Source organism: Kitasatospora sp. NRRL B-11411, from assembly GCF_000721345.1.
Classification (GTDB): domain Bacteria; phylum Actinomycetota; class Actinomycetes; order Streptomycetales; family Streptomycetaceae; genus Kitasatospora; species Kitasatospora cineracea.
Genome location: NZ_JOGH01000038.1, coordinates 14,866 through 29,703, shown reverse-complemented (window position 1 = coordinate 29,703; position 14,838 = coordinate 14,866). Strand labels below are relative to the sequence as shown.

The 14,838-nt window shown below is 75.3% G+C and carries 12 protein-coding genes; 3 read left to right on the top strand and 9 right to left on the bottom strand.

Features of this window, described 5'->3' with window-relative positions:
• The first annotated feature begins 68 nt into the window (after positions 1–68).
• Positions 69–3,863, top strand: a complete 3,795-nt coding sequence (locus IH44_RS49130) for a S8 family serine peptidase (RefSeq protein ID WP_157852387.1) — start codon at positions 69–71, stop codon at positions 3,861–3,863.
• 159 nt (positions 3,864–4,022) lie between these two features.
• Here IH44_RS49130 and IH44_RS0118980 read toward each other — a convergent pair whose 3' ends face one another.
• The 3 genes from IH44_RS0118980 to IH44_RS0118970 all read right to left on the bottom strand — a co-directional run bounded on the left by IH44_RS0118980 (position 4,023) and on the right by IH44_RS0118970 (position 6,288).
• A complete protein-coding gene (locus IH44_RS0118980; protein WP_030460804.1) occupies positions 4,023–4,679 on the bottom strand; it encodes a hypothetical protein in 657 nt (218 codons plus the stop codon).
• Positions 4,680–4,790: 111 nt separating this feature from the next.
• Positions 4,791–5,615: an alpha/beta fold hydrolase gene (locus tag IH44_RS0118975; protein ID WP_232795006.1), complete on the bottom strand. Its 825-nt coding sequence runs from the start codon at positions 5,613–5,615 to the stop codon at positions 4,791–4,793.
• A gap of 79 nt (positions 5,616–5,694) precedes the next feature.
• Complete coding sequence (locus IH44_RS0118970; protein ID WP_232795005.1) at positions 5,695–6,288, bottom strand: helix-turn-helix domain-containing protein; 594 nt, start codon at positions 6,286–6,288, stop codon at positions 5,695–5,697.
• Between the two features lie 93 nt (positions 6,289–6,381).
• On the opposite strand from IH44_RS0118970, the gene IH44_RS0118965 reads away from it, so the two are divergent.
• Positions 6,382–6,888 carry a YbaK/EbsC family protein gene (locus tag IH44_RS0118965; protein WP_030460801.1) on the top strand — a complete coding sequence of 169 codons (507 nt, stop codon included), beginning with the start codon at positions 6,382–6,384 and terminating at the stop codon, positions 6,886–6,888.
• Here IH44_RS0118965 and IH44_RS0118960 read toward each other — a convergent pair.
• The 6 genes from IH44_RS0118960 to IH44_RS0118935 all read right to left on the bottom strand — a co-directional run bounded on the left by IH44_RS0118960 (position 6,885) and on the right by IH44_RS0118935 (position 13,305).
• The gene (locus IH44_RS0118960; RefSeq protein ID WP_232795004.1) at positions 6,885–7,937 is read right to left on the bottom strand and encodes a hypothetical protein; all 1,053 of its coding nucleotides are present in this window, start codon (positions 7,935–7,937) and stop codon (positions 6,885–6,887) included. The genes IH44_RS0118965 and IH44_RS0118960 overlap by 4 nt on opposite strands.
• Positions 7,934–9,184 (bottom strand): MFS transporter, encoded by a 1,251-nt coding sequence (locus tag IH44_RS0118955; RefSeq protein ID WP_030460799.1) that lies wholly within the window; start codon positions 9,182–9,184, stop codon positions 7,934–7,936. Before IH44_RS0118955 ends, IH44_RS0118960 begins: the two co-directional genes overlap by 4 nt.
• A 2-nt stretch (positions 9,185–9,186) precedes the next feature.
• Positions 9,187–10,551 (bottom strand): discoidin domain-containing protein, encoded by a 1,365-nt coding sequence (locus IH44_RS0118950; RefSeq protein ID WP_051817058.1) that lies wholly within the window; start codon positions 10,549–10,551, stop codon positions 9,187–9,189.
• Positions 10,552–10,901: 350 nt separating this feature from the next.
• The gene (locus IH44_RS0118945) at positions 10,902–12,164 is read right to left on the bottom strand and encodes an alpha/beta hydrolase family protein (protein ID WP_030460797.1); all 1,263 of its coding nucleotides are present in this window, start codon (positions 12,162–12,164) and stop codon (positions 10,902–10,904) included.
• 147 nt (positions 12,165–12,311) lie between these two features.
• Complete coding sequence (locus IH44_RS0118940; protein WP_030460796.1) at positions 12,312–12,884, bottom strand: MarR family winged helix-turn-helix transcriptional regulator; 573 nt, start codon at positions 12,882–12,884, stop codon at positions 12,312–12,314.
• A gap of 124 nt (positions 12,885–13,008) precedes the next feature.
• Positions 13,009–13,305, bottom strand: coding sequence for a hypothetical protein (locus tag IH44_RS0118935; protein ID WP_030460795.1), 297 nt, complete (start codon positions 13,303–13,305; stop codon positions 13,009–13,011).
• Between the two features lie 203 nt (positions 13,306–13,508).
• Here IH44_RS0118935 and IH44_RS0118930 point away from each other — a divergent pair, with 203 nt between their 5' ends.
• Positions 13,509–14,825 carry a DUF2254 domain-containing protein gene (locus IH44_RS0118930; RefSeq protein ID WP_030460794.1) on the top strand — a complete coding sequence of 439 codons (1,317 nt, stop codon included), beginning with the start codon at positions 13,509–13,511 and terminating at the stop codon, positions 14,823–14,825.
• The last annotated feature ends 13 nt before the right edge of the window (positions 14,826–14,838 follow it).

Below are 14,838 nucleotides of genomic sequence, written 5' to 3'. Positions count from 1 at the left end.
ACATCATGACCGGTCAGCCGGGTTTTCTGCCAGGCTCACCGGCCATAAACCGACTCCTGGAGGCGTTCATGACACTGCCTGCGCGCATACGCGGCGCGATGGCACTGACGGTGGCGGGCATCCTCGCCACCGGCGCGCTCAGCACCACCGGCCAGGCGTACGCGGCCACCCCGGCGGCCGCCCCGGCCGCCGCCCCCACCGGACCGGCAGCCCCCGCGAGCACCCTGACCGGCCGTCAGCCCACCGCCCCGCGCACCGTCACCCTGGTCACCGGCGACCGGGTGCAGGTCGCCACCACCGCCGACGGCCGCACCAGTGTCACCGTCCTGCCCGACGAGCACGGCAACGTCCCGCTCACCTTCACCCAGCAGGAGAACGGCGACCAGTACGTCCTCCCGCAGCGCGCCTCCGCCGCCCTCGCCGCCGGCACCGTCGACCGCTCCCTGTTCAACGTCAGCTCGCTGCTGCGCCAGGGCTACGACGACCAGGGCACCGGGACCCTCCCGCTGATCGCCGTCTACCGGGACGCCCGGGCCGCCGACGCCAGCCCGCAACTGCGCGCCCGCGCCGCCGGGACCAAGCAGCTCAAGGCCGTCGACGGCGTCGCCTTCGCCCCCGCCAAGGACACCGCCGCCCGCACCTGGGACCAGCTCGTCGGCCCGGACGGCAAGGGCCGCGACGGCCTGGCCAAGCTCTGGCTGGACCGCAAGGTCAAGACCGCGAACGACGCCGAGACCCGGCAGATCGGCGCCCCCGCCGCCTGGGCGGCCGGCCTCGGCGGCGACGGCGTCAAGGTCGCTGTCCTGGACACCGGCATCGACGACCAGCACCCCGACCTGGCCGGACAGGTCGACGCCCGCCGCAACTTCACCGCCGAGACGCCCGACGAGGACGTGCACGACGCCGTCGGCCACGGCACCTTCGTCGCCTCCGAGATCGCCGGCACCGGCGCCGCCTCCGGCGGCAAGGAGCGCGGCGTCGCCGACCGGGCCCGGCTGCTGGTCGGCAAGGTCCTCGACGACGGCGGCTCCGGCACCGACTCGCAGATCATCGCCGGCATGCAGTGGGCCGCCGACTCCGGCGCCGACGTCGTCTCGATGTCGCTGGGCAGCCAGGAGCCCAGTGACTGCACCGACCCGATGTCGGTGGCCGCCCAGAAGATCGCCCAGCAGTCCAGGGCGCTGTTCGTGGTCGCCGCCGGAAACCTCGGCCGCTACCAGTCCGTCAGCTCCCCGGGCTGCGCGCCCGCCGTGCTCACCGTCGGCGCCGTCGACGGCAAGGACGCCACCGCGAACTTCTCCAGCCACGGCTCGGTCACCGGCACCCACACCCTCAAGCCCGAGATCGCCGCCCCCGGCGTCGACGTCAAGGGCGCCGCCACCGGCGGCCGCGGCGTGTACGCCTACACCGCGATGTCCGGCACCTCGATGGCCACCCCGCTGGTCGCCGGCACCGCCGCCCTGGTCAAGCAGCGCCACCCCGACTGGGACGCCGCCCGGATCAAGGCCGCCCTGGTCTCCGCCGCGCTCGCCACCGTCCCCGGCGACGTCCAGCAGGTCGGCGCGGGCCGGCTGCGCGCCGACGCCGCCACCACCCAGCGCGTGCTCGGCGCCCCCGCCGTCGGCTTCGGCGACTTCGCCCACCCCCAGCAGAAGTCCGACACCCGCACCGTCCAACTCCCGTACACCAACACCGGCGACCGGCCCGTCACGCTCAAGCTCGCCGTCCAGCGCACCGACGGCGACGACGACTCCCCGGTCAGGGCCAAGGCCGTCAAGCTCGGCACCGACCGGGTCACCGTCCCCGCCGGCGCCACCGTCGAAGTGCCGCTGACCCTCGACCCGACCGCCAAGCTGGCCGGCGGCCAGTACGGCGACCTCACCGGCCGGGTGCTGGCCACCGCCGCGGACGGCAGCACCGTCTCCACCCCGTTCAACGCCTACGTCGAACCCGACACCTTCGCCGTCCGGGTCAAACTGATCGACCGCGACGGCAAGCCCGCCGCCCCCGACGCCGGCAGCAGCATCACCATGGTCGACCTCGGCCAGGCCACCGGCACCCGCCAGGCCCCCGACGCCAACGGCGAGATCGTCTACCGGCTGCGCCCCGGCAGCTACTCGCTCAGCGGCTACGTGGTCACCCCCGACCGGCGCGACACCACCGGCGAAGCCTCGCCCAAGGGCGTCACCGCGCTCGCCATGCCCGAACTCCGGCTGGACGAGGACACCGTCCTCACCCTCGACGCCCGCAAGGCCGACAAGATCGAGGTCAAGGCCGACCGGGACACCCGGGTCCGCAACGCGGTGCTCGAACTCGGCCGCTGGTGGGGCGACAAGTGGGTCGACTCCACCGGCGTGCGCACCGGCCTGCTGCCCGTCGAACTCTCCGCCTGGGGCTCCGGCAAGGCCCGCACCGGCGGCTTCGAGTTCGGCAGCTACCTGCGCCTGGCCGCCCCCGAGGTGGTGCTGCGCGGCGCCGGACTCACCCTGGAGCCGCACTACGCCCAGTACGCCGACGAGGCCCACCTGCCCGCCACCGGCAGCGCCGCCCTGACCGCCGTCGCCGCCCCCGCCGACCTGGCCGGCGCCGACCTCAAGGGCCGGCTCGCCCTCGTCCCCGACGACGGCACCTCCCAGCGCACCGTCTCCGCCGACGCGAAGAAGGCCGGCGCGGTCGGCGTCCTGACCTACCGCCCGACCCCCGGCGTCTTCGCCAAGAACGACATCAGCCTCGACGTCCCCGTCCTGCCGATCACCGCCGACCAGGCCGCCGCCCTCAAGACCGCCCTCGGCACCGGCACCACCACCCTCACCTGGACCTCCACCCCCGACAGCCCCGACGTCTACAACCTGGCCTTCCACGACACCGGCTCCATCGCGGGTAAGCAGGACCACACCGTCCGCGACCGCGACCTCGCCACCGTCACCGAGGACTGGCACGCCCTCGGCACCCCCGTCCGGATGACCGACTACACCAGCGTCGAACGCCCCTGGAACCCGTACGCGGCCCAGGCCGTCGCCCAGGGCCTGGTCGCCGCCCCGTCCGTCCGCACCGCCCGCTACACCGCCGACGACACCACCTGGCTGCACGACGCCCAGAGCAGCTGGCCGTTCAACGAGTTCATGCAGGACCTGCCGCGCCGCTACCAGGCCGGACAGCAGCGCACCGAACAGTGGTACCGCGGCGTGCTGCGCCCCACCGCCGGACGCGACACCGACGGCTCCCCGCTGCTGATCGGCGAACGCCAGGCCGACCTGATCGGCGTCGACTTCAGCCGCTCGCTGTGGGGCGACGGAAACACCGACCACACCGGCTCGATGGCCTACTTCGGCGACGGCGCCGCCGTCGAACTGTTCAGCGGCGGCCAATCGCTCGGCCGCTCCTGGTTCGGCCCCTCCAACGTCTGGGAGATCCCGGCCGAAGCCCGCGACTACACCCTGGTCCTCGAACAGCAGCGGTTCTACCACCGCGACCTGTGGCAGCGCTCCACCGCCGTCCGCACCGAGTTCGGCTTCCGCTCGGCCGGCGACCCCGCCGCCTACTCGCAGTCCCTGCCGCTGCTCCTCCCCGACTACCGGCTCGACCTGGACGGCGACAACACCGCCCCCGCCGCCCCGGTCCGGATCACCCTCACCGCCACCGGCCAGCACGGCTACACCCCCGCCCCGCTGACCGGCACCCGGCTCTCCTACTCCTACGACGGCGGCACCACCTGGACCGACGCCCCCGTCGGCCCCGACCGCACCGCCACCCTCGACCACACCGGCGCCACCGGGAAGACCGTCACCCTGCGCACCACCCTGACCGCGGCCGACGGCGCCACCGTGACCCAGACCGTCACCGACGCGTACGCCGTGCGCTGACGCACCGTCACCGACGCGTACGCCGTGCGCTGACGAACCGTCACTGACGGGCGCGCCGTTCGCTGACGCACCGTCACCCCGCAGGCCCGGGGCGGGCCGCCAGGAGGGGCATCTCCCGGCGGCCCGCCCCGCTGTGCCGTCCGCCGCCGCGCGGCCCGCTCAGGCGGCCAGCCACGGGGCGAACTGCTCGGCCACCAGCGCGGCCACCGCCGGGGCGTCGCGGGTGCCGTCCACCTCGATGACCCGGACGCCCAGCCGGCGGGCGCCGCGCACGGCGTCCTCGGCCACCAGCCGGTCCCGGGCCACCCGGTTGGCCTGCGCGCGGGCCGGGTCCGACACCCGGGCGCCGACCGCCCCGGCCCGCGGCAGGGTGCGGAGCTGGTGCTGCCGGAACTCCTCGGTGGGGACCAGGACGACCATCCGCCGGGGCGTGTCGAGCAGCGGCGCGACCAGCTCCGGCCGCAGCCCCCACCCCTCGGCCAGCACCGGCCGGACCGAGAACAGCCCGCCCAGGTCGTCCCGCACCCACCCGAACCGGTCCGGGAACCCGGCCAGCACCTCGGCCGCCATCTCCTCCGGCTCGCGCGCCGACCAGACCAGGTCGGGCGCCGGATCCGCCACCGCCACCCCCGCCGCGACCCGCCGGGCGACCCGGCGGTCCTGGTGCCCGCGGGCGTCGTGCCAGTCGTAGTGGTACACCGTCAGCCCGTGCGCCTCGCCCACCAGTTGCGCCACCGTGCTCTTGCCCGCCCACTGCGCGCCGCCGATCCACAGTGCCCGGCGCAGCGTCCCGTACGGATCCCGGACGTCCGTCATCGCTTCCTCCCGTTCGGGTGCGGCAGCGGCTGCCGCCCCGGAGAAGAGTGTCCGGGTTCGTCCGGGAAAATTGCAGTCTTGTTCTGCGCGCCGGTTTGCCGCAGAGTGGAATCAGGGGGAGTGCGGCTCGCGCAGGAACTCGCCCACCAGGCGCAGCAGTTCGGCCGGCTGCTCCAGGTGCACGTCATGGCCCGCGCCCCGCACGCTGACCGCGCGGACCTCCGGCCGCAGGGCCAGCATCCGGTCCGCCTCGGCGGGCGGGATGATGCCGCCCTGGCCGAGCACCAGCAGGGTCGGGCAGGTCAGCGCGGCCCAGTCGGCCCAGTGGTCGCGGGCGGCGATCCCGGCCAGCGAGTCGACCAGCACCTCGGGGTCGAAGCGCGGCCACCAGCCGTCCGGGCGCCGCTCCAGGCCGTCCGCCCAGGCCGCACCGACCGGCCCGCCGCCGAAGAAGGCGACCGCCGCGGCCCGGTCCGGGAAGGGCAGCGGCCAGCCGCGCAGCATCCCGCCGATCTGCTCGGGCACGTCCGCGTTCCGCCCGGCGGCGGCCTCCACCAGCACCAGGCCGCCGAACCGGCCCGGGTGCGCGGCGGCGGCCAGCAGCGCGGTGTGCCCGCCGAGCGACTGCCCGACCAGCAGCGGCCGCTCCAGCCCGAGCCGGTCCGCGACGGCGAGCGCGTCGGCGACGTACGCGGCCCGGCCGACGTCCGCCGGGCGGCGGGTGGAACGCCCGTGCCCGCGCTGGTCGAACGCCACCACCCGGTGCCGGGGCGCCAGCGCCCCGGCCAGCGCGTCCCACTCGCCCGCGTGCCCCGCCAGCCCGTGCAGCAGCAGCACCGGCCGCGCTCCCGGCCCGCCCGCCCAGTCCCGGCAGTGCAGCTCCACACCCTCGCGGACCACCGTCCGCGGCTCCCAGCCCGCCACCCGCTCCCCCACCCGTTGCCTCATCCGCTCCGGTCGGCCCCGGTCGGCCCCGACCTCGACCGCCGAGGATGGCACGCCACCCCGACCATGATCAACTCTCGTGCGGCCACCGGTGCGGGTGACGCACCACCAGCACCGCCGCCACCTCCTGCCGGGCCGCCGCCCGGTACCGGTGCGGGACGTCCGCCGCCCAGGTGTGGTGCCCGCCCGGACCGACCTCGACCAGTTCCGCCCCGGCGCCCACCAGCGCGGTGCCCGCCAGGACCACCAGGTGCTCCACGGTGCCCGGCGGGTGCGCCGCGGAACGCTGCACCCCGCCCGGCCGGATCCGGATCCGGTACGTCTCCGACACCGCCGCCGCGTCCTCGAACCGCTCCAGCAGCACGGCGTCCAGCACCCGCCCCGACACCGCCGCCTCCTCGGCCGCCTCCCCGGCGGGCGGCTCGGGCGCGGGCAGCGCGGCGCTCAGCGGCAGGCCGAGCGCGGTGGTCAGCGCGTACAGCGTCTCCAGGGTCGGGTTGCGGGTGCCCGCCTCCAGCCCCGAGAGGGTGGCCTTGCCGACGCCCGAGCGGCGGGCCAGCTCGGAGAGGGAGAGCCCGCGGGCCGCGCGCAGCTCGCGCAGCCGCAGCCCTATCCCCGCGGAGAGCCCGGCGCTCGCCGAAATCGGTTGATCCGTTGCTCGCACGCGGTCTATCGTTCCACACGCGGAACGTTCCGTATATGGAACGCCCGCGCCTGCCCGCCCGACCAGGAAACGCGAACGCCCCGAGGAGCCCCCGTGGAACCAGCAGCGCCCCCCGCCCTCCCGCCCCGCAGCGCCCAGGTCGCGGCCGCCCTCGCCGCCGCCGGGATCCCGGGGGAGGTCCACCTGCTCGCCGACTCCGCCCGCACCGCCGCCGAGGCCGCCGCCGCGCTCGGCTGCGAGGTCGGCGCGATCGCCAACAGCCTGGTGTTCCTCTCCGACGGCGAGCCCGTCCTGGTCCTCACCAGCGGCCGCCACCGGGTCGACACCGCCGCCCTCGCCGCCCGCTGGGGCCGCGGCCCGCTCCGCCGGGCCACCCCCGAGCAGGTCCGCGAGGCCACCGGCCAGGCCATCGGCGGCGTCGCCCCCACCGGCCACCCGCGCCCGCTGCCGACCGTCGTCGACCTCGCCCTCACCGACTACCCCCGCGTCTGGGCCGCCGCCGGCACCCCGCACACGGTCTTCCCGACCACCGCCGACGAACTCCTGCGCCTCACCGGCGGCACCCTGCTCCCAGTCACCGCGAGCCAGGCCCAGGGCTAGGTCCGCACGGCGACCGGCGAGGAGGCGCCGGGGACGCGCAGGGCGGGGGAGCCGGTGCCGTCGGCGGGGACGGTCCAGAGGTCGCTGCCGCGGCCGCTGCCCGCGGGGAGGGCGTAGCCGAGGGTGTCGCCGTCCAGCCAGGCGGCCTGGTCGTCGACGCTGCGGGTCTCGGCGAGCGGGTGCTCGCGCAGGTCGGCGAGGTCGAGGACGTACAGCCGCCACGGGGCGGCCGGGTCGTCGGAGACCTTCTTCTTGAAGGCGAGCCGGGTGCCGTCCGGGGAGAGCGACGGGCACTCGACGTTCTCCCGCAGGGTGCGGGCGGACCAGCCCGCGAGGTCGCCCTCGACCAGGTGGGTGCGGCCGCGGGTGGAGACCGTGGCGTAGAACCGGTTGTCGTCGGCGGCGAAACCGACGCCCCAGTAGTTGACGTCCGCGGCGTGGTAGCGGACGCCGTCCACGGTCAGCGGGATGTCCTCGATCGACTTGATCAGGTAGCCGGAGCGCAGGTCCAGGACGGAGGTGCGGGTGGAGAAGCCGCTGACGGCGTAGGAGTCGCCGACGGCGAAGGCCGTCCAGGAGAGCAGGTTGCCGGAGGCGGAGACCCGGGCCCGGTTCGGGACGCCGGGCACGACGACGCTCTGCAGCCGGGTGAACTCCCGGTCGTAGACGACGGCTTCGGTGCGGACCGGGGTGCCGGGCAGCGCCCGCAGGCACAGCGCGCGCTCGCCCCCGGCGTAGAAGCGCTCGCAGGACGGCCCGCCGACCGGCCCGCCCTCCCGGGCCACCCGCCCGCTGGCGGCGTCCCGGTAGTAGAGCCCGGGCCGGTCGAGGGCGAACGAGGCGTCGGCCGCCACGTCCCGGCGCGCCCCGCCGCGCTCGCGGGCGTGCAGCACGTACCCGAGCGAACCGCCGAGCAGCGCGAGCAGGGCGACCCCCAGCACCACCGACCGCCACACCGGGAACCGCCACCCCGCCGCCTCGTCCTCCGGCACCCCGTCCTCCGCCACCCGGTCCTCCGCCTTCGCTCCGGGCCTGTCGACCGTGGTCATGAAACCTTCCCTTCGGGCAGGACGCGGCGGGCCGCGAGCAGGGCGGCGGCCAGGGTGAGGGCGGCGGCGGCCAGGGCGGGGCGGGTGCCCCACCAGGTCCAGGCCGCGCCGAAGCCGGCGGCGCCGACCAGCCGGGCCAGGGCCTGGCCGGTCTGGACGACGGCGAGTGCGCCGGCCCGGCCGGCGGCGGGCAGGACGGGTCCGGCCAGTGCCATCAGGACGCCGTCGGTGGCGGCGTAGAAGACGCCGAGCAGGACGAGCACCAGGGCGAGGGTGGCCCAGCCGGCCGGGACGAGCAGCAGCAGGTAGCCGGCCAGCAGGGCGAGGTGCCCGGCGAGGAACGGCGCGCGCCGCCCGGTGCGGTCGGCGAGCCGTCCGGCGGGGACGGCCAGCAGCAGGTAGCAGGCGGCGGAGCCGAGCGGCAGCAGCGGGAAGACCTCGGGCGGCAGGCCGAGGACGCGCTGCAGCAGCAGGTAGAGGAAGGAGTCGCCGACGGTGGCGGCGCCGAGCAGCGCGGCCGCGCCGGTGATCCGCCGCAGCGCGGGCTCGCGCAGCAGTTGACGGACCGTCGGCCGGTCGGCCCGGGCTGCGGGCCCGGCCGGGGTACCGGCACCGGCGCCGTCGCGGACGAACAGCACCAGCACCAGCACGCCGAGCAGCCCGGTGGCGAAGGAGACCGCGAAGACGGCGTCGTACGCGTCGGCGGCGGCCCAGAGCACGGCGAAGGCGGCCAGCGGGCCGAGCAGGGCGCCGGTGGTGTCCATGGCGCGGTGCACGCCGAAGGCGCGGCCGAGGTCGGCGGGCGGCGTGCTGAGCGAGATCAGCGCGTCCCGGGGCGCGGTGCGCACGCCCTTGCCGAGCCGGTCGGCGGCGAGCGCGGCGGCGATGCCGGTGGCGGCGCCGCCGGCCAGCAGCAGGCCGAGCCGGGAGAGCGCGGAGAGCAGGTAGCCGGCCCCGGCGACGGCCTTGTGCCGGCCGCCGCCGCGGTCGGCGAGCCGTCCGCCGAGCAGCCGGACCAGTGCGGTGGCGCCGTTGAACAGGCCGTCGAGGAAGCCGAACTGGAGGGGTGACAGGCCGAGGCCGAGCACCAGGTAGAGCGGCAGCACGGCGGTGACCATCTCCGAGGAGACGTCGGTGACCAGGCTGACCGCCCCGAGCGCGAGGACGGTGCCGGGGACCCGCCGCCCCGCCCCGGTGCGGGGGCGGGACGGCGCGTCCGGTCGGCGGCCGGTGGTGGCCAGGTACATCATCAGTGGCAGCTGTAGGTCGGGCTGGTGTCCTTGACCTGGCCGTCGGTGCCGACGTAGGTCCAGCTGTAGCCGGTGTCGGTGAAGTCGAGCTTCAGGACGCCGTAGTCGCCGCTGATCCGCTTCTGGCTGTTGGGCTGGACCTGCTCGATCGGGTAGGGCTCGGCGCCGCCCGTGCCGCCGACGATCTCGACCATGCCGTCGGCGGTGGCCTTCCCGTCCGGGTCCTGCGGGGCGAAGCGCTCGTAGTGGTGGTCGTGGCCGTTGAGGACCAGGTCGGCCCCGGCGGCGTAGAGGATCTTCCAGACCGGCTTGGAGACCGGGTCGTTGCCGTGGCCGCCGGAGGAGTAGAGCGGGTGGTGCCAGTAGGCGGCGACGCACTTCTTCGCGTTGGCGGCGAGGTCGGCCTTCAGCCAGTCGATCTGGGCGCTCTGGTCGAAGGAGTTGGAGTCCAGCGCGACGAAGTGCCAGTTCCCCCGGTCGTAGCTGTAGTAGCTCTTGCCCTGCGGGTAGGCGATCGCGCCGAAGTAGGACTTGTAGCCGGACAGCGGGCCGGCCGGGTCGTAGGTCTCGTGGTTGCCGGGGACGGGGTGGGTCTTGGCCTTGAAGGCGCCCCAGGTCTTGTCGTAGTAGTTCTTGAAGTCCGACAGCCGGGCGTCGTCGTACTGGCTGTCGCCCATGGTGAGGTAGAACGCCGGGTCGATCCGCTGGGCGAGCGCGGCGGTCTTCGGGTGGGCGCAGCCGCTGTCGGCGGCGGTGCACCGGTCGGCGATGTCGCCGGCCGCGACCACGGTGAACGCGCCGGTGCCCGGCGTGCCGCCGCTGGGCGAGGGGCTCGGGGAGGGGCTCGGCGTGGAGCCGTCGAACGCCCCGTAGACCTCCATCTCGTACAGCGAGTACCCGTACGAGGTGCCGCGGGCGGTGCCGTACATCCGGACGTAGCGGCCCTTGCCGGACAGGCCGGTGAACTCGTCGGTGCCGCCGTCGCCGGCCTTCTCGGTGGCGACGGGACTCCAGGCGGCGCCGTCGGCGGAGACCTCCAGCCGGTAGGCCCTGGCGTAGGCGGCCTCCCAACTCAGCTTGATCCGCGAGACGTCGGCGCTCGCGCCGAGGTCGACCTGCAGCCACTGCGGGTCCTTGCCCTCCGCACTGGCCCACCGGGTGCTGCCGCTGCCGTCGAACGCCTTCGCCGCGGCGTACGAGGACCCCTCGGTGGAGGACGCGGTGGCCGCCCGCCCCTTGGAGAGCAGCGGATCGGCCGCCGCCCCCGCCCGCCCGGACCAGCCGAGCAACAACCCGCCCAACAACGCGAGCACGGCGGCGTACACACCGATCCGGGCCCGCCCGGCCGTGATTCCCTGGTGCATCTGAACTCCCTGACCTGGAAGAGGGGGAGAGCTGGACACCGGCGCACACCACGGACGGGCCGCACCGGAGAAGCAGTGACCGCACACCACCGCAGCGGCCGGACCAGAGCTCTCACTGAGCGCGTCACGCCCCATCCGGTGCGGGCGCCGCGCCGAGCCGCCGTCAGTGAGAGTAGTAGAAAGTAAAGTTTCCTTCCAGTCTTGGTCATGCTCGAACTTCCGTGCGCATCACCACCGTTGGCTTCAATGCCTGACGGAGCGTCAGTCGAGGTGACGGGAAGGGGGCGTCACAGGGACGGGGCGGCAACGGCCGGGCGACGGCCGCGCGCTTCCCGCCGGTCGGCGGCCGGTCAGGCGCGGGTGCCCGGGACGCCGAGTTGGGCGGCGAGCCAGGGGAGGGCCTGGGTGAAGGTGGTGGCGCCGGTCTGCCAGGTGTGCTTGCCGGAGCCGACCGTGTCGGTGGTGCGGATGCCGTCCTTCTCGGCGGCGGTCTTCAGCAGCTTGGCGGACTCGATCTGGCCGTGCTCCTCGTCGCCCTGGCCGAAGTAGCCGGAGACGCCCTGGTACTTGCCGTGGTGGGCGCCGAGCACGGTCAGCGGGTCGTGGGCGGCCCAGGCGGCCGCGTTGCCGCCGTACAGCTCCTGGATGGTGTGGTCCTTGTCGCCGATGTACGGGCCCTTGTCGCCGGAGAAGTCGCCGAAGTGGGTGAAGCGGGTGGGGTGTTCGACGACCAGGTCGACGGCGCAGGTGCCGCCCATGGACCAGCCGGCCACGCCCCACTTGTGCGGGTCGGCGGACGCGTTGAAGGTCTTCTCGATGTACGGCGGGACGTCCTTGAGCAGGTGGCTCTCCGCGTTCCCGTGCGGGCCGTCCACGCATTCGGTGTCCACCCGGAAACCGCCGGTGGCGTCCACGAAGACCAGGATCGGGGCGAAGCCGTTGTGCTGGGCGGCGAAGGCGTCGGCGGTCTTCACGGCGTTGCCGGAGCGGATCCAGTTGTCGGGCGCGGCGAACTCGCCGCCGATCATCTCCAGCACCGGCAGCTTGGGCCGGGCCTGGCTGCGGAACCAGGCGGGCGGCAGGTAGACCAGCTCCTGGCGGTGGGCGAAGCCGCTCGCGGTGTCCGGGATGTCGACCTGGACGATGCGCCCGGTCCGGGTCCTGCCGTGGATCTTGGCGAGGTCCGCCACGGTGATCTGGTCCGGCAGCGGCCGGCCGCTGAGCTCGCCGATCGCGTCGTCGACCGTCGGGTAGTAGCCGGTGGCCATGTTCACGCTGTTCGCGGCGCAGAACAGCGCCAGCAGCGCGACCGGCAGCACCAGCACCCGCCGCCACCACCGGGCGCTGCGCCAGCCGAAGCCGAGCACCGAGAACGCCCCGACCGCCACCCCGCCCCACAGCCACACCCCGAACGGGACCGGGTCGGTGATCCCGGACAGCGAGAGCACGGCGACGGCGCCGGCCGCGGTGACCGCCAGCGCCGTGCCGAGCGCGATCGGACCCCACTTGCGCCGCCAGACCCGGTCCCGCAGGCCCACCGCGGTCAGGAACAGGGCGAGGGCGGCGGCCTGGACCGTCCAGGGGAACCAGCCGTCGAGCAGGGAGACGTTCATGCGGGGAGGCTAGGCGCGGTGGATGAGAAACGAGTGAGAATCTGACCGGCAGCTGAGAACGGGCCGGCCGCCCCCTGGGAACCGAGGGGACCCGGACGGTCGGACGAGGATCGGGGTCCAGCCGGTGGGACCGGGGCCTGCGCGGCACTAGTCAGCGGGGCCGATCCGCCCGTGCAGGTCGGTGAGCAGCCGGTCGAGCAGGGCGGCGAGGCGGTCGCGCTCGGCGGGGGACAGGCCGGTGACCAACTCGGCCTCCCGGCCCAGCACGGCGTCCACCGACCGCTCGACCAGGGCGTGCCCCTCCGGGGTGAGCGCGACCAGCACCGCCCGGGCACCGGCCGGGTCGGGGGAACGGCGCACCAGCCCCTCGCGCTCGGCCCGGGCCACCCGCTGCGAGATCGCCCCCGCGGTGACCAGGGTGCGCCGGGTCAGCTCACGGGTCGTCAGCGCGTACGGCGCGCCGGAGCGGCGCAGCACCGCCAGCAGGTCGAGGGTGGCGGCGTCGATCCCGGCCGCCCGCAGCACCCGGTTGCGGTCGTCCGCGAAGAGCTTGGCCAGCCGCCAGATCGGGGTGACGATCTCGATCGAGTCGGTCGGCGTGCCCGGCCGCTCGCGCTGCCACGCCGCCGCGATCGCCGCCGCCGACCGCTCCCCGGGCCCGGGCCCGCCCGCGCCGCCGTCCGGGCCGCCGCCCGCTGCGCCGTCCGCCGGTTCGGCCATGGGTTGCCTCCTGCCGCTCCCGAGCCGTGTTTAGCGCTAAACGTAGCAGTCGCGGCCGCAGCGGGAAGCAGCGACCCGGCCCGGCGCCCGACCGCCCGTCGCCCGACCGCCCGCCGACCCCGGGTCAGGCGTTCTGCCGCGCCCGGAGCTCGGCCTCGCGCAGCAGGCCGGCGGTGTCGGCCAGCCGGCGGGAGGCGTTGGTCAGGGCCAGCCCGGTGTCGGGGGTGGTACGGCGCTCGCCGGCGGCCCCGGTCAGCTCCTGCACGGACTCCACCACCGCGGCGATCGCCCCCAGCAACAGGTGCTCGTCCGCCGCCGGAACGTCCTCCCGGCGGGCCCGCAACGGCGCGAGCGACTCCTCCCGGAGCCTGGCCCGCGACTCCTCCAGCCCGGTGACGGCCTTCCGCAGTTCGGCGTCCACGCCCGCTCCCTCCGCCCGGGCGGCCCACCGCCGCCCACTCCCGTCCGACCTACCCCGCCGCGGATCACCACACCCCTCCCGCGCCCCGCACGCCGCCCGCGCCCCGCACCCCTCCCACACGCCGCCCACACCCCGCGTCCGTCCAGGTCACCGCCGCCGCGTCCTTCCCGGCCACCCCCGCCCCGCCCGGCTAGCCTGGCCCGATGAGCGAGCAGCACAGCCCGAAGCGCCGGCCGCGGTACCGGGCGCTGTCGCCCCTGCGGGAGCACCTGCGCGAGGCGTTCTGGTTCGCCCCGCTGCTGACCTGCCTCGGCGCGGTGCTGCTGGCCGGGCTCACCGACCTGCTGGACCGGGAGATCTTCGCCGAGGCGTCCGCCGCCCAGACCGCCGACACCCTGCTGTCGTTCAGCTCGGCCGCCAAGAGCGTGGTCTCCACCGTCAGCTCGGCGATGCTGACCTTCATCGGCGTGGTGTTCTCGATCTCGCTGGTCTCGCTGCAGATGGCCGCCAGCCAGTTCAGCCCCCGGGTGCTGCGCCTGTACGTGCGCAGCCGCCTGATCAAGGCGACCTTCGCCACCTGCCTGGCCACCTTCGTCTACACCCTGCTCGTCCAGCTCGGCTACGACGACACCGCCGACCCGTCCCGCGCCGTCTCCGTCCCGATCGTCTCCACGGTCGTCGCGCTCGCCATGGTGATGCTCAGCCTGGCGCTGTTCGTGCTGTACGTGCAGGCGACGCTGCGCCTGCTGCGGGTGCCGCACGTGATCGACCGGGTCACCCGGGAGTCCCTCCAGGTGCTGCAGGACTACCGCTGGCTGGCCCCCGAGGTCGGCCCTGCGCCCGGCACGCCGCCGCAGGGCCCGACCCTGCTGCACGAGGGCCGCGGCGGCGTCCTGCGGGACGTCAACATCCGGTGGCTGATCCGGGTCGCCCGGCGGCACGGCACGGTGCTGCACCAGGTGCCCCGGATCGGCGACTTCATCGCCCCCGGCACCCCCACCGTGGTCGTGGTCGGCGGCACCCCGCCCCGGCCGCGCCGGATCACCACCGCGCTGAACGTCGGCGTCGACCGCACCATGCACCAGGACCTCAGCTTCGGCTTCCGCCAGCTCGTCGACATCGCCATCCGGGCGCTCTCCCCGGCCGTCAACGACCCCACCACCGCCGTCCAGGCCGTCGACCGGATCCACCAGCTGCTGGCCGTCCTCGCCCCCGTCCACCTCGGCGAGCTGCGCCACCGCGACAAGGACGGCGCGGTGCGGCTGGTCCAGCCGGTGCCGGGCTGGGAGGCCACCGTCGACCTGGCGTTCACCGAGATCCGGATCTGCGGCGCCGGCCAGCCCCAGGTCACCCGCCGCCTCACCGCCGCCCTCGACGACCTGCTGCGGATCACCCCCGAACCCCGCCGCGCCCCGCTGCTGCTCCAACGCGCGCTCCTGGAACGGGCCGTCGCCGCCGCCGTCCGCGACGAGGACAACCGCCTGTTCGCGCTGACCCCCGACCGCCAGGGCATCGGCTGACGGCCCCCGCAAA

Bases quoted from the DNA above. Each gene is read 5' to 3' on its own strand.
- IH44_RS49130 (WP_157852387.1), top strand. From the start codon at position 69: ATGACACTGCCTGCGCGCATACGCGGCGCGATGGCACTGACGGTGGCG.
- IH44_RS0118980 (WP_030460804.1), bottom strand. From the start codon at position 4,679: ATGACGGACGTCCGGGATCCGTACGGGACGCTGCGCCGGGCACTGTGG.
- IH44_RS0118960 (WP_232795004.1), bottom strand. From the start codon at position 7,937: ATGACCACGGTCGACAGGCCCGGAGCGAAGGCGGAGGACCGGGTGGCG.
- IH44_RS0118955 (WP_030460799.1), bottom strand. From the start codon at position 9,184: ATGTACCTGGCCACCACCGGCCGCCGACCGGACGCGCCGTCCCGCCCC.
- IH44_RS0118950 (WP_051817058.1), bottom strand. From the start codon at position 10,551: ATGCACCAGGGAATCACGGCCGGGCGGGCCCGGATCGGTGTGTACGCC.
- IH44_RS0118945 (WP_030460797.1), bottom strand. From the start codon at position 12,164: ATGAACGTCTCCCTGCTCGACGGCTGGTTCCCCTGGACGGTCCAGGCC.
- IH44_RS0118940 (WP_030460796.1), bottom strand. From the start codon at position 12,884: ATGGCCGAACCGGCGGACGGCGCAGCGGGCGGCGGCCCGGACGGCGGC.
- IH44_RS0118930 (WP_030460794.1), top strand. From the start codon at position 13,509: ATGAGCGAGCAGCACAGCCCGAAGCGCCGGCCGCGGTACCGGGCGCTG.